Genomic DNA, 20,495 nt, shown 5'->3' on the forward strand with positions numbered 1-20,495 from the left:
GGAATTCCGATTCCGCGACGGTGCCGACTCGGTATCGGAATACCGAGCTACAAAAACGCGCACCACACGCTGTCCGCGAATTCACTGTGAGGGCGAGAAATGAAGGCAGATCACTCTTTCTTCAGCGGTCGCTCGATCCAGTCGTAGAGCATGGGGAGGAGGAGGAGGGTGAGAAGGGTGGAGCTGATGATGCCGCCGATGACGACGGTGGCGAGGGGGCGCTGGACCTCTGCACCGGCACCGTGGGCGAGGGCCATGGGGACAAAGCCGAGGGCGGCGACGAGAGCGGTCATCATGACGGGCCGCAATCGCGTGGACACGCCGGTCAGCACGGCATCGCGCACGCTCATGCCTTCCTCTCGCAGTTCGTTGAAGTAGTTCACCAGCACGAGGCCGTTCAGCACGGCAACGCCACTCAGCGCGATGAAGCCCACCGCAGCGGTGATGCTGAAGGGCATGCCACGCAGGCCAAGAGCGATGATGCCGCCGGTGAGAGCCAGAGGGATACCAGTGGCTACCAGCATGGTCTGGCGGATGCTGCCGAAGGCGAAGAAGATGAGCATCAGGATCAGCGCCAGGGCCGTGGGCACCACGATGAACAGGCGCGCGCGGGCCTCCTGCAAATTTTCGAAGGTGCCGCCAAATTCAAAGCTGTAGCCTTCGGGAAAGGTCACCTCTTTTTTGATGCGCGCCGAGGCTTCGTTGACGAAGCCTTCCATGTCCCTGCCATCGCCCACGCTGACCAGCAAGGCCACGCGCCGCTGGGTGCGGCTGTGCCGGATGGGTTCGACTGTTTTCTCCGTGCGGATATCGACAGCGTCCCCAAGGGCAAGCATGCCAAAATCTCCGACCCGCAGAGGCAGGCTCTTCATGATCTCCTCCTTGGCACGCTCCTCCTCGGGCAGACGCACAACGATGTCGCGCTTGCGATTGCCTTCCACGACCTGACCTGCGACCTCGCCGCCGAGTCCGGCTGAGACAGCATGATTGAGTTCAGCGAGCGGGACATTGTATTTGGTAAGAACGTCACGTTTCACCTGCATCACGACGGTGCTGGTGCGGCCGTTTGTTTCGAGTTCGGCGCCACCCCCGGGTGTGTCTCGGATGATGTCCCGAACCTGCTCGGCAAGTTTTTCCAGCACATCGAATTCAATGCCGTAAATACGCAGCGTGAGTTCTGCCTTGGAACCTTCAGTCATTTCATTGAAGCGTGTCTCAATTGGCTGGCCAAACTCAATGGTCTGGTCCTCATGCTCGCTGAGCGCCTCCTTCTCGATGGCCTCGCAGAGTTCGGCCTTGTTGGTTGGGAGGCCGGGGCCTTTGGGCCATTCCGAGACAGGGGTGTAGAAGATGTAGAAATCCGTCTCATTGGGAGGCATCGGATCCGTGGCCACCTCGCTGGTGCCGCTGCGGGAGAAGAAGCGGGTGACCTGCGGAAACTTTTCGCGCACCATCTGACCGAGCACGAGATCCTCATGCAGCGACTCCTTGAGGCTCATGCCGACTTTGCGGTAGATCATCCCCGCGATGGAGCCTTCATCCAGCTTGGGCGTGAACTCCGCCCCCAGAGTGGTGAATCGCCAGCCGCAGAACGCAAAGAACCCCACAGCCACCAGCACGACCAGCCAGCGCAGCCTGATGGCCGCACGCAGCATGGGCTGAAACACGCGGTTTAGTCCCGCGATGATCCAGTTTTCCTTTTCAGCAATGTCACCACCGAGGAAGAACGAGCTCATCGCCGGCATGAGCGTGAGCGCCAGCAGCAGGGCGCCTGCCAGCGCAAAAATCACCGTCACGGCCATGGGGCGGAACATTTTGCCTTCAACGCCGGTAAGCGTGAGGATCGGCAGATAGACAATGGTGATGATGAGCACCCCAAAGAACATCGGGCTGGCCATCTGCTTGCTGCCTGCGAGCACCTCGCGCGAACGCTCCTCGTTGGTGAGCCTGCGGCCCAGATGATGCTGCTTGAGGCCGAGCCTGCGGATGATGTTTTCCACCATGACCACGGCGCCATCGATGATGAGGCCGAAATCCACGGCGCCAAGACTCATCAAATTGCCCGACCAGCCACCCTGCACCATGCCGCAGATGGCAAACAGGAAGGACAGCGGAATGGCCAGCGCCACGATCAAAGCCGCGCGCCAGTTTCCCAGCAGCACGAGAAGGACGACAATGACGAGCACGGCACCTTCGACGAGATTTTTCTCCACGGTGCCCACGGTGGCCTCGACGAGGTCGGAGCGTTCATACACGACCGTCACATCCATTCCCGGGGGAAGTTTCTCGCGCAGTTCTTCCAGTTTGGGCGCCACACGATGGCAGACCACGCGCGCATTCTGTCCCATGAGCATCATCACCGTTCCCAGCACGACTTCCTCGCCGTCCATCGTCGCCGCACCTCCGCGGAATCCCGCACCCCATTGCACTTTGGCCACATCCTGCACCCGCAGCGGCTCAATGGCGGCGCCAAATTTGATCGGAAGCTTCGCAATTTCCTCGGCAGTGCTCACACGTCCCACACTGCGAATGGTGAGCTGCTCGCCATCGCGATTGATGACACCACCGCCTGCGTTTTCGACATTGCCGCGGATGATGGCGGCGAGCTCGCCCACGGTCATATTAGCCGCCTTCAATTTATCGAGCATGGGCTCCACCGTGACCTGCCGTTGATGGCCGCCGTTGCTGTTGATCTCCGCCACTCCCTGTACCACGCGAAGGTGCGGTTTCACGACGTATTCATGCGTCTCCCAAAGGCGCATCAGCCCTTCGCGCTCGTCCGCCGGCTTCTCCTTCGCACCCTTCTTCCAGTGCAGCGTGTAATAAAAGATTTCACCGAGGCCGGTGCTGATGGGGGCGAGGCTGAGCGAGCTGCCCGGTGGCAGATCGCGCATCACTGCCGTGAGACGTTCGGTGACTAGCTGCCGGGCGCGGAAGATGTCCGCGTCGTCTTCAAATTGGATCGTCACCTGGCTGAGGCCGAACTTGGTGAGCGAGCGTGAGTCCAGCACGCCGGGCATACCAGAAAGTGCCATTTCGATGGGGCGGGTCACGGCACGCTCGGACTCCTCGGGAGCGAGCGCGGGCACGGCCACGTTTACCTGCACCTGAGGGCCGGTGAGATCCGGCACCGCATCGATGGGCAGATGCATGAGAGAATACAGACCCGCACCCAGCAGGCCGAATGCGCCAAGCAGCACGAGAGCACGCTGGCGTACGGAGAATTCGAGAATGAAGTTGAGCATGGCCGCTTGGGACTCAGGTTCGTTAAGTAGCGAGCCCTTACTGAGCCAACGCCGTGCCCGTCAGCTGCTCCAGTTGCAGGCGCGCCTCCACGGCCCCCATCTGTGATGTGAGCACCGCTTTGACGGAGGAAATGTACTGGCGCTGCAGCTCCGTGTAGGTGGACAGCGGAAGGGCGCCGAGACGATAGTGTTCGTCCGCTTCGGCAGCGGCTTTGCGAAAGCTGTCCAAGGTGTCCGCCGGCCACTTCGCCAGCTCTTCCACATGAATGCGGTAGTGGCTGGCCTGGGCCGCCACGTCTCGCTCAAGCTGGCGCATCTGCGCGGTGAGCATCACCTCCGCCTGCACCTGCTTGGCCTGGGCAGCATCGATCGCGCCCTTGTTCCGGTTCCACAAGGGCAGAGGAATGGACACGCCGATACCCACCTGTGTTTCGCGTGTCAGTGTTGTCTGCTTCTGGATGTAGGGCTGCACGGTGATGCTGGGCCAGCGCTCGTTTTTGGCGAGAGCCACATGGTAGCCCTGCTGCTCCACGTCCAGAAAGCGCGCCCGCAGCGCGAAGTTTTTACGCCGCGCCTCGGCCATCAAACTTTCCAGGGGCGGAGGGGGAGTCAGCGACAGAGTTTCCATGCTGATCTCGAGCGGATTGTCGGCTTTCAGGCCGAGCAGCTGATTCAGCTCGAAGCGTGCCGCCGCGAGCTCGTTGCGCGCCAGCGTGGCCTCCGCACCCAGGGTGAGGGCACTGGCCTGGATGATGCGTGCTTCCAGCCGCGGCGCGGCCCCGGCAGGATCCCGCTGCAGGAGTACATCCGCGAGGGATTGAAAACGTTTGGCCACTTCATCCGCCGCGCGGGTCTGCTCCTGCGCCGCGAGAAGCTTCCACGCGATGCTGCGCACGCGGCCGGCCAGCGCCGCCCTGAACTGGTTGAATCCCAGCTGTGCCAGCTCGATGTCCTTTTGCGCGATGGCTTTGCGAAGAGTCAGCCGTCCGGGCCAGTCAAAGGTCTGCGTGAGCTGGACCGCCCAGGTGGGGCCGTCGGTGACGTAATTGGTGGCCAGATCTCGCAGCCGCCAGTTTCCCACGCCGATCATCATGTCGGGATTCTTGATCTCGCCCGCCTTTGTTTTTCCGCCTTTGGCGACATCTATCTGGGCTTCATAAAAACCCAGCTCCGGGTGGGTAACGAGGGCTTTGAGGACAAGGGAATTGACGGAGACAGGCTCCGCCATGCTGAATGCTGGCAGCAGCGAAAAGACAAAGGGGCAGAAAATACGGGCAGAAAGTTTCATGGGAACAGGAACGGAAAAAGGTTGGCGCGAAACGGGCGGACACGGCTTTCAGCCGCATCCTTTGCCCGCCATGTCCGTGCGTAAATGGGCACAGACCCAGACGATTCATCCTTCCGCTCTCAACAACGCATGACTGTCCTGCAGGCCTTCAGCGCCAGCCCCGGCGTCCACACATGTCTCCGGAAATGCCTGTCCGCGCTGTCCGCGCTGTCTGCGGCGGGAGCGTGGAATTTTTGAAGATCTAAAACAAGCAAGGGCACCGCCTGTTTGGCCACGCCCTGCGCGCTGGAGATCAGACGCTGGGCACGCGCCACATCCTCCACACGCTTGAAGGCGAGCACATGGTCCGAAGCACCCGAGGCAGGCGCTTCGGCAAAAGTCATCAGCACCCGGCAGAGGGCATCATGCTCATGGGAGGTCAGTTCGGCGGCGGACTTGCCCGCATGGGAGAGCACCACCGTCATTGCCCCTTCATGGGAGACGCCCACCTTCACCAGATGGTCGCCATCGATCAGCGCCGCCACCATGCAGATGGCAGGAGCCACTCCCTGGGAGGAGAACAGCATCCCGATCAGCAGCAGCAAATGCACGAGCCTGGCCAGAGGCTTGGGATCATGGCGGCGGTTGTTCATGGCGGCAATTTGAGACGCTATCACGGCTGCGGCCGCTTTCCAGCATGAAATCTCAGCCGGGGCCGTGGCCCCCGGCTTGATCCGCGGGAGGCCCGGGGTCCGAGGGCTTCTTTTTCTTTTTGTGCAGGGACAGGAAGGGCTGATGACCCGGGCCTTCGATGAGCACATACTGGCTGTGCAGGCCTTCTTCTCCCGCGTCAAAGAATGGGTAGAGGACCGGAAGGATGAATAGCGTCAGCAAGGTGGCGGTGACCAGACCGCCGATGATCACGCAGGCGAACGGGCGCGCGGTTTCGGCACCCACGGCATGGGACAAGGCGGCGGGCAGCAGGCCCAGCGCGGCCATGGCGGCAGTCATCACCACCGGGCGCACACGGCTGATCGAGCCCTCACGCACCGCCTCGGCCATGCGCATGCCTTCTTTGCGCAGCTCGCGTATTCGCTCCACCAGCAGCACCCCGTTTTGCACCGAGACACCAAACAGCGCGATGAAGCCGACCAGAGCCGAAACGGACATCGCCAGGCCGGCGAGGGGCAGGACTAATATCCCTCCGACCGCGGCAAACGGTACATTCAGCAGGATGAGCGTGGCGAGTTTTGCCGAATCAAACGCGGTGAAGAGGAGGAAGAAGATGGCCACCAGCGTGATGGGCACCACGAGGATCAGCCGCTTCACAGCGCGCTGCTGGTTTTCAAACGCACCCGTCCACTCAAGCCGGAACCCTTTGGGCAGCACGACCTGCGCGTTCACCTTGTCCTGAGCTTCGGCCACCAGAGTGCCGAGATCCCGGCCGCGCACGGCGAGCTTCACGGCGGTGAGCCGGGCGTTTTCTTCGCGGTAGATGCGGGCAAAGCCCGGCTTCACCTCCACGGAGGCCAGCGCTCCGAGCGTGAGACGCTCGCCATCCGAACCCGAAACCGGAATGCGACGGATGCCATCGATGCTGGCCACCGAGCGTGGGATCATTTTCACGACGAGGTCAAAGGTGCGCTCGCCTTCCAAAACCTTTGTGGCCACGGAGCCGCCCATGGAGGTTTCAATCACGGACTGCACGTCCATCATCGAAAGGCCCGCGCGCGAGATGGCGGAACGGTCCACCGCGATCTGCACCTGCGGCTGTCCCATCAGCCGGTCCGTGCCCACATCCGCGGCGCCGGGAACCGTGTTCAGGATGTCTACTATCTGATCGGCGATTTGCTGCAGCTTGTCAGGCTCGTCACCGAAGATCTTCACACTGAGCTCGGACTTCACGCCGGAGATGGCCTCATTGACGTTGTCCTCGATGATCTGGCTGAACTGATACTGCACGCCAGGCACTTCCATGTTCAGCTTTGCCTTCATCTTTTTGACCAGGCCGTCACGATCCGGCGCGGAGGTCCATTCCTCGCGCGGGATCAGGTCCACCGAGGTTTCGCTGACGTCGAAGCCGTTCACGTCCGTGCCGTCATCCGGTCTTCCGTTCTGGGTGATGATCGACTTCGATTCTGGAAAGGAGGCGATGACCGCGCGCATTTTCCGCATGATCTGCGCCGACTCCGAAGGTGAGATCGTCTGCGGGAGGAAGGAACGGATGTAGAGTGATCCCTCGTCCAGCTTCGGCAGGAATTCCGTGCCTGTGTGCGTGGAGACGACACCCGCCACCGCCAGCATGGCCACGCCGCTGATGACGATCGTCCTGCCGTGGTTCAGCGCCCATCCGAGCGATGGACGATACAGTTTCAGCAGGATGCGCACGAGCCACGATTCGTGCGGACCCGGTCCTTTTTTCAGCGCATAGCTCGCCAGCAGCGGCACGATGGTCAGCGCCAGAATGGTGCCGGCGATCAGTGCAAACGTCAGCGTCAGCGCCATCGGCTTGAAGATTTTCCCCTCCACCCGCTGCATGGTGTACAGAGGCAGGAATGCCGTGAGCAGGATCGCCTTTGAGAACAAAATAGGCCGCCCCATCTGGCCCACGGCTTTTGGCAGCAGCTTGAACAAGGACTCCTTTTTCTCCCGCCGCTCATGCATCATGCGCAGGAGGTCCTCGATCACCACCACCGCGGAGTCCACGATGATGCCGAAGTCGATGGCGCCCATTGAGATGAGGTTCGCGGGAATGCCCCGCAGATCCAGCATGAAGAAGGCCCCCAGGAGCGACAGGGGCACCACGGCCGCCACCACCAGCGCGGAGCGGATGTTTCCCAGCCCCAGGAACATGATGAGCACCAGCAGCACAAGGCCGATGCCATCCGCCATGTTTTTGTGCACCGTGTGCAGCGTGCGGTTGATCAGGTTTGTGCGGTCATAGTGCATGTGGATGTGCACCGCGGGCGGCAGGAACTTGGTGTTGATGATCTCGATCTTGTCCCGCACGCGCTCCAGCACTTCCATGGCGTTTTCACCTTTGCGCAGCATCACAATGCCTTCGATGGCGTCATCCAGCTCGAAATGCTCTGCCGGAATGTTGCGGCCCACGCGACCGAGGCGCAGCTGCTCGCCGATGAGCACCCGTCCCAGATCCTTCACGCGGATCGGCGTACCGCCACGTGTCTCCACCGCGATCAACCCGATGTCCTCAAGCGACTGCACAAAGCCCAGTCCGCGCACGATGAACATTTCCGGACCGTGCTCGATGTAGGCGCCGCCCGCGTTCTTGTTCCCGGCGGAAAGCGCATCCAGCACCTGCCGCAGAGAGATGTCATACGACAGCAGCTTCATGGGGTCGATCAGCACCTGGTACTGCTTGGTGGCGCCGCCAAAGCCGATCACGTCCACCACGCCGGACACCGTGCGCAGCTGGCGCTCGACGATCCAGTCCTGGATGGCGCGCAGCTCAGTGGAAGGCATGCTCTTCGGCGCATCCAGCGTGTAGCGGTAGATCTCCCCCACCGGCGTTGTGTCCGGAGAAAGGCGCGTCTCCGCATCCGGCGGCAGGCTGACGCTGGAGAGGAGCTGGAAGGCCATGTTCCGGCAGTAGGCGCGGTCGGCATCATCCTCGAAAACAATGGTGACCTGCGAGAGGCCAAACAGGGAAACCGAGCGGATGGACGACCGCTTCGGGATGCTGTTCATCGAGTTTTCGATCGGCACCGTCACCAGGCGCTCCACCTCCTCTGCCGCGCGTCCCGGCAGCAGGGTGATGATTTGAACCGAGACATTTGTGACATCCGGATAGGCCTCCACCGGCAGGCGGTTGAAAGCGAGTGCTCCTGCGAGCACGAAAAGAATCATCAAAGCAAAGGCGATGGGCCGATGCTTGAGAACGTATTTGGTAAGCGTGCCCATGGAAGTTAGTGTTCGGCCTTCTTCTCCGTGCTCTTCTCAGCGCCGGCGTTTGCGGTGCTGGTGTTGGCATCCAGCAGGCTCTCGAGCACGAGGGCGCCTTCATTGACCACTTCTTCGTCGGCCTTGAGCCCCTGGCTGACAAACACATTCCCAGCGTCCTCCGCCGCCGTCACGACCTGCCGCATTTCAAAGGTGGTCTCCGAAAGCCGGACAAACACGCAGGCCTTGCCCTCGCGCAGAAACACCGCCTTCACCGGCACCTGCGGCATCTTCGGCACATGGGTGATGACGTTCACGTCCACATACATCTGCGCCTTGAGCAGCCTTTCCGGATTGGACACGGTGCCCTTGGCCACCACCGTCCTTGTATCGGGATTCAGCGACTGGCCGATCACGGTCAGCTCGCCAGGGAAAACTTTGCCACCATAGGCACGTGAGCGGATTTCCAGCTTCTGACCCACCTGCAGGTTTGAGAGGTCCTGCTCGCTCACGTCCAGATGCACCCAGAGGGACTCCGGATCCGAGATCACAAACATCGGCGCCGCCACGACGGCCATGCCCGCCAGCATGGCGTCCGATCTCACTTCCTGACCGGGCTGCACATTGCGGTCCACGATCACTCCGGCCATCGGCGCCTTCAGGGCAAAGGAGCCGTTTACATCACTGCCGCGCCCGCCCCAGACGGCCAGACGCTCCACGGCGCGGTCGCGCTCTGACTGGGCGTCCCGAAAGGCGTTGTCCGCGGTGTCGAGTTCCTTCTGCGGCAACACGCCTTGCTTGAGCAGCTCCTTGGTACGATCCAGCACCTGCTTTGCGAGCGCCAGATCCGCCTCCGCCTTCACCGCGTCTGCCTGCGCCTGGCCGAAATCCGGCGAGGTGATGCGCGCCAGCTCATCTCCGACTTTCACCTTCTGGCCACGCGCGCCTTTGATGCTCGCCACCCGGCCGGCGAGCGGCGAGAAGATGTTGGTGGTGACGTCCTCGTTCCAGACCAGTTTTCCCGTGAGGTGCAGCACCACCTCATCTCTTTCCTTGGTTTTCTGCACCCCGACCGCTTTGATCTGGGGATCTCCCGCGGTGAAGATGAGATGATTCTTTTCAACCTTCATAGGGTAAGGGTCCGGCTCGACGACGGCGGCGGGCTTGCAGGCCGCGAGCAGAAGAAGCAGGGGCAGGGGCCACGAGAATTTAAAGATATGCATGATGATGAAAAAGGGGGAGGGAGGATCAGAAGCGGACGATCCAGATGCCTGCGGCACGGTGCAGTTCGATGACCGCCCGCGCGTAGTCGCTCTGCGCGCTGTAGAAACTCTGCCAGACTTCATTGGCCTTGCGCTGGGCATCCAGCAGCTCCAGCAACGAGGAGCCGCCACGCTTGTAGCTCACCACGCGTTTTTCCAGAGCGGAATCCACATCCTTGAGCACGCCGGCCTGATAAAGCTCCACGCGCTCGCGGGCAACGCCATAAAGGGACAGCGCCTGGCGCACGTCCACGCCGGCCTTCACCTCTGCGGCGTCGAGGTCCAGCTGCGCCTGCTCTGCCTGCGCCTTTGCGGAGGCTATCCCGGCCTTGTTCCGGTTCCAGATAGGAAGCGGCAGGCTGAGCTGAATCCCAGCCATGTTGTAGTTCGGCTGCGGAGAAGTGACATTGCCCGAGTAAGTGCTGTTGCTCCAACCAACGCCTACCGTCAGGTCAGGCACCCGGTTGGCCTTTTCCAGATTGATGTTTTCCGCGGCTGCATCGCGGCGGTAGCGCATGGCGATGAGGTCTGGACGGTTCCGGATGGCGCTGGAAAGCAGGTTCAGCAGGTCGGTACTTTGCGGTGTGACATCCAGAGCACCCACCGGCACCCAGTGGGTGGAGGAAAACTGCGGCCCCAGAAAGCCGTTGAGAGCCAGCTCTGCAGTGGTGGCCAGCCCCTCTGCATTGAGCAGTTCGGCCTCATACTGGCGTACTTCCACCCGGGTCTGAAGCAAGTCCACATCGCTGATGTCCCCGGCTTTCTGGCGCTCCTCCTGAGCCTTCAGCAGGTCCTTCAGCAGACCGGCGGTACGCTGATACTGCGCGGCCACCCGCCCCGCAGCAATGGCATCCGCGTAGGCTTCCGCAGCATCCAGACGAAGGTTCTGCAGAAAGCCCTGCAGCGAGGTGGACACGGCCGCATGATTTTTCCGCGCCACCAGCTGGCGCTCGCGGCGTTTGCCACCCAGCTCAAAGGTCTGATTGATGTACGCGCTGTAAAAGCCGGGAAGCTGCTGGCTCGACCCGTAATTGGTCACATCTTTCATGGTGCCGATTTGCAGCTCAGGGTTCTTAAAAACCCTGGCCGCCATGATCGCGGCATCAGCCACAGACACATTGTACTTCTGCGAGGCATAGCCCAGGTTTGAGGCCGCCACCTTGGCGAGGTAGTCCTCCAGCTTGATCGTCTTTTTCTGAGTGACCCGTTTCGTCAGCTCGGCCAGACGTTCGGGAGACGGTCCTTGCGTAGGCGCAGGTGCAGCGGGTGCTGTCTCCGCGTGCGACTGGAGTTTCAGACAAAGCGCGAACAGCAAAAAATAAGAGAATGTTTTCATGAACTTGTAGCGGAAACCACGACGACTAGCTAAATGTAATACGGATGAATCTGCAAGCGCGCAAAACTTTGTGGAGGGGCGTGGGAAGGAATCTGTTTGTGGTCCGGAAGACTATGCGTGAGCGCGTCGTCCGATCACTTCAGAGCAGGGAAGCTGGGGTGAATGACGGAACGGAATGTGAGGTGTGAGCTGAGTTAGGAATGGCTTGTCTCCGGGCAGACTGGGGCATGAGATGGAAGCTCTACTCTCCCTGCTCCCACCCCGCAGTGCGTGCTCATACGAAGGCGGCCGTGCCATGCCTGCTGCGCATGGCAGGAGGCCACGGCAGTGAGGCAGCCGAGGATGACCGGCTTGCGCCAGCCTCCTCGAGCCAACGATTTTCAGTCTGCAGCACAGGAGAATGCAGGGTTATTTCAGCTGTTTCTTCAATGACTCGTTGCTGAAGACTTCCCCGAGAACCGTGTCGCCATTGATCACCTGGACATGAAAACCATGATAGCGGTGCCCGGATTCTTCAACGGTCTTGGAGCGCATTCTGCGGCCGCTTCCCGAGCTTTCCGTATGCATGGGAGTGTACACAAACGCCACCTTCGGCGTGGCCACGTCCGCATACCGGCCGTTCGCGTCAACGGACACCTTCATCTCGCCGGATTTCTCCACGACGATGTCATCCGACCCGCGGCGCAGGTTTGCGGCATAGAGGGTCCATTTCAAAGTGACGCCCTCCAGTTTGGTGTTGGTGGTGTTGGTCAGGCGAACGTTGAGCCAGGTGGCACGGGTGACCTCCGCTTTTTTCTTGTCCGCGGTTTTGTTTTCACTGTCAGCTTTGACCGTGAGCATGACAGAGCCGGCGGATGCCGCGCTGGTAAGAAGGAGACTGCAAAGAAGGGTGAGACGAATGTTCATGAGAACTGAGTGGGTACGATCGGCCTCGCGTGGGAAGAGATGTACGGCACGGTCTGGGCGAGGCCTCAGCAGACTGAGCCGTTTAAAAGCACTGAGCAGAATTCGTTCCGCTCTTCAGCAACTCTCCCTGCACAACCACCTGTGCCGCCGGACTCCCGTGAGGAGTTTCGGCACTTCAGTTCCCTCCAGTGACAAAACCAGTTCGGTTTTGGCACACTGGATCATCACAAACAGTCCTGTAAAATCGATGTCCAGGTCGAACCCCAGATCTTCGCGTGAGAAGCCATCCTTCACCTCTGTGTCTTCAGAACTGTCGTCATCCAGCAGGCAGGCCAGATGCGACGGATCCTTCACTATGACAGCCCCGGGAGCTGTGCACCACTCCGCCCCCAGCACGAGCAGGATGAGGAGGCAGGGGATGATGGACAGGCACCAGCGCATGGTCAGTATCGGCCGTGTGTCTTAACGAAGGGTGGTCATTGGGACTATCACGGCCTTTTCAAGTTCTTCAATCATTCTTCGCCAAACCTTTAACCCATCTAAATCTCAAGCGAGGGCGGCCAGCTTGCGTTTGAGCTTCCGCATCAGCACCGCATTGCCCTCCAGCTCCTCCATCAGCAGCGTGAGCACATCGAGCGTCTGCCGGCTGATGTGGTGCTCCATCCCCTCCACGTCTTCGTGCACCGTTTTTGGGTCCAGGCCAAAGCCGGCCAGGAGGCGCGTCAGCACCTCATGCCGACGCGCGATCGCCGCTCCCACCTTGCTGCCTTCCTCCGTCAAAACCACCCCGCGGTAGCGCTCGTAGACCACGAAGCCCTCCGCATCCAGCTTCTGGATCATGTTCGTCACGCTTGCCTGGGAGATGTCCAGATTTTTGGCGATGTCCACCACCCGGGCGTAGCCCTTGGTGGCGATGAGATTATGGATCTGCTCCAGGTAATCCTCAATGGCGGGAGAACCGAGATGGCTGGTGTGTTCCTTGCGTTTGGCGGACATGTACCCCGCGAAAATGGAGCGCCCTGTCCTGTGATCAACGACGAAAGCATATTCGTCCTTGCAAACAATGTTAGCCATGACTAACACTTGTAGCAATGACAAAACAAATCCTTTCATTCATTGCCGCTGCCATCAGCCCCCTGGGGGCTGCCGACGACTGGCTGGAAGTGGAGCGGAAAAACGTCCGCCCCCTGAGCACCGACCGTCCCGACCAGACCGAATCCGCGCAGACCGTCCCCAAAGGCTGGTTCCAGGTCGAAAGCAATCTGGTCTCCTTCACGCGGTCCCGTCAGGCGGGCGAGAGATCTGACGACACCTCCTTCTGCGATTTCATTTTTAAGTACGGCATCACTCATAACACCGACCTGCAGGTTGGCTGGGCGCCGCGCATCCTTCACCGCAGTCAGGATGCGGGCAGCGTGCTCATCGGCAAAACCTCCGGCAGTGGTGATTTGTACTTCCGCACGAAAACCAATCTCATAGGCAACGACGAAGGCCCTTATGCTCTCGCCCTGCTTCCCTGGTTCAAAGCGCCCACCGCGAAGGAGGGACTCGGCAATCAATGCTGGGAATACGGACTCACCATCAATCAGGAGCTCGACATCGGCGGCGGCTGGGAGCTCGGCTCCAGCATCTTCCTCGCGGCGGCGGTTACCGACCATCAGACACGCTATTTCGAGCCCGCCTTCACCATCGCGATCGGGCGGGACCTGACAGAAAAAATCGGCTTTTATGTGGAAACCTACCAAGGGTACCTCAATGACGAACGGCGCTACTGGCAGTCCTCCCTCGATGGCGGCATCACCTACCTTGTGACTCCGAACCTGAAGTTCGATGCCGGAATCAACTGGTACTACAACGCGCAGGAGGCCATTAATCCCTTTGTCGGCGTCTCGTTTCGCTTCTAATTAGGCACCCATCCCCATGGAAAACACTCCTGACACTGGCTGGCGCTCCCGCGGAGGTGACTCTTTGCCTGAAGTCTTCCGCTCAATCGCGGTGCCGAAGGACGGCTCGTTCTGGCGCAAAATGCTGGCCTACGCCGGCCCCGGCTTCCTCGTCTCCGTCGGCTACATGGACCCAGGCAACTGGGCCACTGACCTCGCGGGCGGCGCGCGTTACGGCTACACGCTGCTCTCGGTCATTCTGATTTCAAACCTCATCGCCATCCTGCTGCAGCACCTTTGCGTGAAGCTCGGCGTGGTCACCGGCCGCGATCTCGCCCAGGCCTGCCGCGATCACTACCCCCGGCCCGTCGTCTGGTTCCTGTGGTTTCTGTGCGAGGCCGCCATCGCCGCGTGCGATCTCGCGGAAGTCGTGGGCTCAGCCATCGGATTGCAGCTGTTGTTTGGCATTCCGCTGGTGTGGGGATGCGTCATCACGACGCTGGATGTGATGATCGTGCTGCTGCTGCAAAACCGCGGCTTCCGCTACGTGGAGGCGCTGGTGATCACGCTCATCCTCACGATCGGCGGCTGCTTCGCTGCTGAGATGTTTTTTGCCAAACCGGACCTCGCAGGCATCGCCGCCGGCTTTGTGCCTTCAACAGCGGTCTTGAAAAACCGCGAGATGCTCTTCGTCGCCATCGGCATTCTCGGCGCCACGGTCATGCCGCACAATTTGTACCTGCACAGCTCCATCGTGCAGACGCGCAACTTCGAACGGAATGAAGAAGGCAAGGCCGAGGCGATCAAGTTTGCCACCTTCGACTCCACCTTCGCGCTCATGTTCGCGCTCTTCATCAATGGCGGCATTCTCATCGTCGCCGCAGCCGCCTTCCACACGACCGGCCACAGCGATGTGGCGGAGATCCAGGAGGCCTACAAGCTCCTCAGCCCCGTGCTCGGAGTCGGCGTGGCCAGCACGCTGTTTGCCGTGGCACTCCTCGCAAGCGGGCAGAACTCCACCCTCACCGGAACCCTTGCGGGGCAGATTGTGATGGAGGGGTTTCTCAACATCCGCCTCAAGCCCTGGCTGCGCCGGCTGATCACGCGTCTCATCGCCGTGGTGCCCGCCGTCTGCGTCATCGGTTACTTTGGTGAAGGTGAAACCACCAATCTCCTCATCTGGAGCCAAGTCATCCTCTCCATGCAGCTCAGCTTTGCCGTGGTGCCGCTGCTCCGCTTTACCGACGAAAAAGCGAAGATGGGCCGCTTTGCCAATCCTGCGTGGATCAAGGTCCTCGCCTGGGCCAGCGCCGTGGTGATCATCGTTCTCAACTTCAAACTGCTCTTCGATTTCTTCGCTCCCGAATCGTGGGTCAACGCGCTCGGAATTTAACGCCATGTACCGCAAAATCCTCGTCGCTCTCGACACCGGTGCTTCCGATCAGGAACTCCTGCCCGCCGTCACCGCCCTCGCCACCCTCATGCACAGCGAGCTTCTGCTCGTCCATGTGGCCGACGGCTGGGCCGCACGCAATTTCGACCAGCTCAAGCTCGCCGAATCCGAAGAGATGAAGCAGGACCTCAGCTACCTCGAAGCCACCGCCGCCAGACTGCGCGCGGACTCCAGCCTCACCGTGAACATCCGCCTCGTGCTCGGCGAGCCGCCCGACCAGATTCTCAAAGTCGCCGCCGAAGAGCGCATCGATCTCATCGCCCTCGCCTCCCATGGACATCGTTTGATCGGCGACATCATCCACGGCAGCACCATCGACGCAGTGAGGCATAAGGCCACCGTGCCGCTGTTTGTGGTGCCGCCAAAGCGCCCGGGCTGATTGGGAGTGCGGTCGTGCAGCGGGGCGCAGATTGTCCTCCGCCGCTTTACCGAAGAGGGAAGCGCAGCCAGCGTTTTTCACCGGCACGCTCACCCCGTTGAGCGCGAAAGGCATTCGTGCACGGCGCACCCGCCGCGCGAGGACCAGCATTTCGTGACGATAAAAACTTCACCCCGGGAAAAAACCCTTCCCTGATTTCGAAACTTCGGCTAAACCGGGGCCAAATGGAAGAACGGCATCACCAGCGGGAGGATTTGGAGTTCGGCACCACCACGGACGCAACGCCCCAGCTCGTTCTACCGCAGGAGCTTCCTGCAGCGCAAGTCGCCAGTCTGAGTCCGCCCGCCGCAGAGCAGGTGCATTCTGCAGCGCCCGAGCCACCCGCCAATCCAGGACCGCCCTCACTTCCTCCGCCGCTGCCGCCCTCCATCCGGGTCTCTCCACCCGCCGCGCGTGCTGCACTGGCTGCGCCAACACCTAGCGCGCCTGAGGTCATATCTTTCTCCGGCCCGACGGGCTGGCTTTGGATTTCCGCCATCCTCATTCTTCTGAATCTGGCGGTTCTCGGCTTCATGAATTTCATGTTTACGATCTACGCCGTCTTCGCACTAGCGGGCGTCAGCGGCCTGCCGGACTGGTATGAAAAGTGCATCAGTGCGCTCGACGCTATCCTGGTCTGGCCACGCTTTGGCATGTTTTTCTTTCTCATCCTTTGGCAGGGCTGCGCCTTCGGCTCACTGATCAGGCTCTACGGCGCAGGCAGGCTTCAGCACGGACGAGGCTCCGGCTTCTGGTGGATCACGCCGGTGGCCAATCTCTTCATGCCGTTCCATTGTCTGCGCGAACTCCACTGGGCTTCCCGCCAGCAGCGCGCCAAGACGGACCGCAAAATCTCTGCCGGCATTCTCGCCTGGCTGATCCTGGCCGGCACCATCACGAACGTCCTTCTCAACATGGGTGACAGGCTGGTCGCTGTGCTCGCCTCAACCAGCGGCGCAGCCGAGTTCTCGGAAACCTCTCCGCTCGCCAGATCCATCAATCTCGCCAGCAATCTCTTCGGCTTCATCGTGGCCAGCCTCCTAGGCTGCTTCATTCTCCGCAATCTCATTCATCAGGTCCGCCTCTGCCGAGCCTGGACTGCTTCGCCTCCAGCCACGGATCCTGTCGTCATTCCGCCTGCCGCCCACGCTTTCCCAACCGCTCAACCATGAAGCTCCTGTCGCTTGTCATTGCCGCAGTAGAACGAGTCACCGAAACGCAAGCATACGTCGTCGGCACTTTCCTGCCCGCCTTCGTTTTCCTTCTCGGACTCATCAAATGCCTCACCCTCCTGCGGCGCCCGGCTGTAAACCGGGTCGGCATCGCATCCCTGTCCTTTTTGCTGCTGGGCCTTTTCCTTGTCATGCTGCTGGCTGCAGTGGCGATGCTCCAGCCCCCCATCAAGGAGGCAGTCGCTCTCTGGTCTCCTGTTGCCACGCTTTTCATCACCCTCACTTCGCTCGTTCTCGCCGTAGTCGCGCTCGCCACGAATGACCGCAAGATTCATCGGCAGGGCTTTGCCCAGGCTGTATGGAGCCTCGTCCTCTCCCTGCTGTTCTTGTCCATCAGCGCCGTCAGTGTGCTGATGAATTTGGTCGAGCACCAGGTCTCCCAGGTAAACCAGCTCGTCAATGTGGACCGCTCTTTCTGGGGTTACAAAACCGCCCTTTCCACCTCCACCTGGCGTGCGTGGCAGGGCTCCCGAAACGCGCTCTCAGACTTCGCCGCCGTGCGCGACAAAGAAGCCATCCTGGTCATCCCCGTCGATTGCGTGCAGACCGTCCCTGATGCCGAGGTCGCCGCCTTCGCTCTGTTAAAACGCATCGGCATCACCTACTCGGCCGACGAGGGCTGGACCTCCAAGCCCTGGCGCTGCCCTTGGGGTGAGGGACTTGAAATCACCGGCAGCCAGACGGTCGATGGCACGGAGTACACCTACATTCTTCGCGTCGCCATCAAAGGGCGTTATGCCCAGTTGCGCGCGGGCTGGGCGGAGACAAAGGACGGTGATCTCGCCCTGGTGCGCACCGCGCTGGATGCCATCAGCATGTTTTCGCCGCAGCAGCCGCCTCCCACGCTCCCGCAGGATCATCGGCTCGACTTCGGCCTCGTCTGCAATGACCTCGGTCTCGCCCTCTATGCCCGCAACGAGTACAAACAGGCGGCCACCTGGTTCAAGGTGGCATTCGAGCAGACAAAGCAGGATACCGCCATCCTCTCCAACGTCGCCGATGCGCTGCGCCAGGCCGGAGACTCCAAGGCCGCTCTGGAGTACCTCGCCCCACGTCTTGGCAATTTTCCAAAAAACGCCTCTCTCCACCTCGACCACGCCTGGCTCCTCTCCGAAACCGGCGATGACGACGCCGCCGTCAAAGCCTTCTGCCTTGCCGTGGACACCGGCCTCAAGGATGAAAACCAGGCCCTCGAATGGCTTAAGCACCTGAATGGAAAGGAGGCGTATGGTCTCTCCACTCAGTCCGCTGAAAAGTGGATGAAGAAGTTCCCCGGCGTCAATTCCCGCCGCTGGCACGCCGAGACCGTCAGCCTGGGTGGCGATGCCAAACGCGGCCTGCAGCTTCTGGAAGATCTCCTCACCGAGTATCCCGAAGACCGGCGTGTTCTTTACGATCTCGGCGAAGCTCTCAATGAAATGGATGAATGCGCCCGCGCCGCGGACATCGCCGAGAAGCTTCTTGCCGATGGGAAGGAATCACCCCGAGCCCTCATGATTCTCGGCTGGAGCCAGATGGGACGGAAATGGTACCGCGATGCCAAGGAAACCTTTGAACGAGCGGACAAAAAGCAGCCCGACACCGATGCGGTGCAGGACGCCCTGCGCCGCGCCTCCGCCATGCTCGGCCAGGGGAACAACTCTGACATCAAGACTCCCATCGAAGCCGTCGCACTCCCTGAGGTGCTGAGCAAGGCCCTTGAAGCACACCCCATTGAAAAAGACTACGGAGCCGGCCAGCCCTACGTGGTTTTGCTCGCGGCCAAAGGCTACTCCATCGAGGCCGGCAAACCCATGCGACGCACCTGGCTCCGCCGCTTTCGAATTCAGACTGCGGAAGGTGCCAGCAGCCTCAGCAGCATCGAGTATGGTTTCGATCCCCTGGGCGAGCGGATCTATATCAACCGCCTCGAAGTCCGGGATGAAACCGGCAAGGTCATCGCCTCCAAGCCCGGAGACGCCTATGTGATGGACAACAGCGGCTCCAGCGCCACCCACCGCAAAAAAATTCACTTCCAGATCCCCGGCCTCCGCCCCGGCTGCACCGTCGAGTACGAAGTCTCCATGCAGGACCTCAGCGCCACCTCCAGCTTCTCGTTTGAGCGCCACCTCTTTGGCGACACAGCCGCTGAAATCGTCTTCGTCACTGGAGACCTCTCCAAGATCAGAACCTCCACCGCCCACACCGGCCCGCTCGTGGAGCTTAAACAGAAGAACATTCTCGCGTGGATGGGCTTCAACCAGCCCTACGACCGGAACGAACCCATGAGCGGTTATTACGAAGACCGCGTCCCCTGCGTCTTCATCGCCGACGCTGAAGGCAGCTGGGAAAAAATCGGCGCGGACTTCCTCAAAGACATCGCGGACCGACTCAAGCCGGATCCCAAAGCCGTGGAGCTCGCCGCCACTCTCACCGCAGGTTTAAAAACCGGCCCGGAGAAAATCGCCGCCCTCGCCTCTCACGTGCAGAAGCAAATCAGCTACACCGCCATCGAGTTTGGCACCCGTGCGCGCCGGCCCAATCCCGCCTCGCAGACTCTTCAGCAGCAGTATGGGGACTGCAAAGACCAGGCCCTCCTCATGCATCAGCTGCTCCAGGCCGCGGGCATCGAAAGCCACCTCGCTCTGGTGAACTCCACCTGGCGCATCCAGCCCTCCCTTCCCACCATGGATCAGTTCAATCACATGGTCGTGCACGTTCCCTCCCTCGGTGCCGGCTGGCTCATCGATACCACGAACAAATCTCTGCCTCCCGTTCTCTGGCGTGCCGACAATCTCTGGCACTCGCACGCCCTCATTTTGCACCCCGGTCACGTCAATCTTCAGGCTCCTCAGGCCGGACCTGCCGCCGGCAGCGCCCTCGTCGAAAGCCGGCGAGTCGTCCACCCCGAGGACGACGGCTGGCACGTGGAAGAGACGCTCACCATCCACGGTTATTATGGCTCCTGGATGCGCGATTCCTTCGCCGGTCTGGACGTCCCCGAACAGCTGCGCAAAGCCCAGTCCATGCTCGGCACCCATGCCCGGGTGCATGCCTGCTCCTTCGCCAATCTTGAGGACATTTCACAGCCTGCCGCGATCACCCTCAGCTACGACGTCCCGGGTCGTCTTCGCAGCGAGGGAGGCCAGCAGCGCGCCACTCTGCCCGCCCTGTGGGAGACGGAGTATCTCGTCACCACCTTCGTGAAGAACCGCCAGAATCCCTTCGTCGTGCAGTATCCTCTGGGCCTTCGCTCCCAGATGCTCGTTGAAAAAATTCACGACGCAGCCCCCGCCGCATTGCAGTCCATGAACACTTCCGGAACCGGCACCTTCACCCATTGGAAGCTCTCCACCTCGCAGGAAAAAGCCGGCCTCTCCGTTCATTTCGAATTCGATTCCCACCCCGGCGAACATCCCGCGTCCGAGTATGCCAAATGGCACAACGAATGGAATTCCGCCCACCAAGCCTGGGAGCATCCCCTGATCTGGAAACCCTGAGCCACGCCATCCGCCATGCCGTGGCGTTCGCGTTCGAAATCCCCCTCGCATTACGCACATACAGGGCAGTTCGCAGTTTAAAAATCCGCCCCCTCTGCCTCTACGCCCCTCGTC

General features: G+C 60.9%; 14 protein-coding genes. 5 read left to right on the top strand and 9 right to left on the bottom strand.

Translation table 11 applies throughout. The features are described 5' to 3' along the window. Nucleotides 1-110 precede the first annotated feature (110 nt). From ACILSR_RS10660 to mntR, 9 genes are all read right to left on the bottom strand, one after another. The gene (locus ACILSR_RS10660; protein ID WP_395749748.1) at nucleotides 111-3,245 is read right to left on the bottom strand and encodes an efflux RND transporter permease subunit; all 3,135 of its coding nucleotides are present in this window, start codon (nucleotides 3,243-3,245) and stop codon (nucleotides 111-113) included. A 37-nt stretch (nucleotides 3,246-3,282) separates the two neighbouring features. Continuing rightward, the gene (locus tag ACILSR_RS10665; RefSeq protein WP_395749749.1) at nucleotides 3,283-4,533 is read right to left on the bottom strand and encodes a TolC family protein; all 1,251 of its coding nucleotides are present in this window, start codon (nucleotides 4,531-4,533) and stop codon (nucleotides 3,283-3,285) included. Between the two features lie 119 nt (nucleotides 4,534-4,652). Then, nucleotides 4,653-5,165: a hypothetical protein gene (locus ACILSR_RS10670; RefSeq protein WP_395749750.1), complete on the bottom strand. Its 513-nt coding sequence runs from the start codon at nucleotides 5,163-5,165 to the stop codon at nucleotides 4,653-4,655. A 52-nt stretch (nucleotides 5,166-5,217) separates the two neighbouring features. After that, entirely contained in the window at nucleotides 5,218-8,433 is a 3,216-nt protein-coding gene (locus ACILSR_RS10675; protein ID WP_395749751.1) for an efflux RND transporter permease subunit, read from the bottom strand. 5 nt (nucleotides 8,434-8,438) lie between these two features. After that, nucleotides 8,439-9,635, bottom strand: a complete 1,197-nt coding sequence (locus tag ACILSR_RS10680; RefSeq protein WP_395749752.1) for an efflux RND transporter periplasmic adaptor subunit — start codon at nucleotides 9,633-9,635, stop codon at nucleotides 8,439-8,441. Nucleotides 9,636-9,660: 25 nt separating this feature from the next. Next, complete coding sequence (locus tag ACILSR_RS10685; protein WP_395749753.1) at nucleotides 9,661-11,010, bottom strand: TolC family protein; 1,350 nt, start codon at nucleotides 11,008-11,010, stop codon at nucleotides 9,661-9,663. 408 nt (nucleotides 11,011-11,418) lie between these two features. Further along, nucleotides 11,419-11,916 carry a hypothetical protein gene (locus tag ACILSR_RS10690; protein ID WP_395749754.1) on the bottom strand — a complete coding sequence of 166 codons (498 nt, stop codon included), beginning with the start codon at nucleotides 11,914-11,916 and terminating at the stop codon, nucleotides 11,419-11,421. Nucleotides 11,917-12,030: 114 nt separating this feature from the next. Further along, complete coding sequence (locus tag ACILSR_RS10695) at nucleotides 12,031-12,357, bottom strand: hypothetical protein (protein ID WP_395749755.1); 327 nt, start codon at nucleotides 12,355-12,357, stop codon at nucleotides 12,031-12,033. 105 nt (nucleotides 12,358-12,462) lie between these two features. After that, nucleotides 12,463-12,912: a transcriptional regulator MntR gene (gene mntR / locus ACILSR_RS10700; protein WP_395749756.1), complete on the bottom strand. Its 450-nt coding sequence runs from the start codon at nucleotides 12,910-12,912 to the stop codon at nucleotides 12,463-12,465. 95 nt (nucleotides 12,913-13,007) lie between these two features. On the opposite strand from mntR, the gene ACILSR_RS10705 reads away from it, so the two are divergent. The 5 genes from ACILSR_RS10705 (at nucleotide 13,008) to ACILSR_RS10725 (ending at nucleotide 20,381) form a co-directional block, all read left to right on the top strand. Then, nucleotides 13,008-13,820 carry a transporter gene (locus ACILSR_RS10705; RefSeq protein ID WP_395749757.1) on the top strand — a complete coding sequence of 271 codons (813 nt, stop codon included), beginning with the start codon at nucleotides 13,008-13,010 and terminating at the stop codon, nucleotides 13,818-13,820. A gap of 16 nt (nucleotides 13,821-13,836) precedes the next feature. Continuing rightward, nucleotides 13,837-15,192, top strand: a complete 1,356-nt coding sequence (locus tag ACILSR_RS10710; RefSeq protein ID WP_395749758.1) for an Nramp family divalent metal transporter — start codon at nucleotides 13,837-13,839, stop codon at nucleotides 15,190-15,192. Between the two features lie 4 nt (nucleotides 15,193-15,196). Continuing rightward, nucleotides 15,197-15,631: a universal stress protein gene (locus ACILSR_RS10715; protein ID WP_395749759.1), complete on the top strand. Its 435-nt coding sequence runs from the start codon at nucleotides 15,197-15,199 to the stop codon at nucleotides 15,629-15,631. A 224-nt stretch (nucleotides 15,632-15,855) separates the two neighbouring features. Next, nucleotides 15,856-16,842: a hypothetical protein gene (locus ACILSR_RS10720; protein ID WP_395749760.1), complete on the top strand. Its 987-nt coding sequence runs from the start codon at nucleotides 15,856-15,858 to the stop codon at nucleotides 16,840-16,842. Further along, complete coding sequence (locus ACILSR_RS10725; protein ID WP_395749761.1) at nucleotides 16,839-20,381, top strand: DUF3857 domain-containing protein; 3,543 nt, start codon at nucleotides 16,839-16,841, stop codon at nucleotides 20,379-20,381. Before ACILSR_RS10720 ends, ACILSR_RS10725 begins: the two co-directional genes overlap by 4 nt. The last annotated feature ends 114 nt before the right edge of the window (nucleotides 20,382-20,495 follow it).

Source organism: Prosthecobacter sp. (assembly GCF_044222565.1).
Classification (GTDB): domain Bacteria; phylum Verrucomicrobiota; class Verrucomicrobiia; order Verrucomicrobiales; family Verrucomicrobiaceae; genus Prosthecobacter.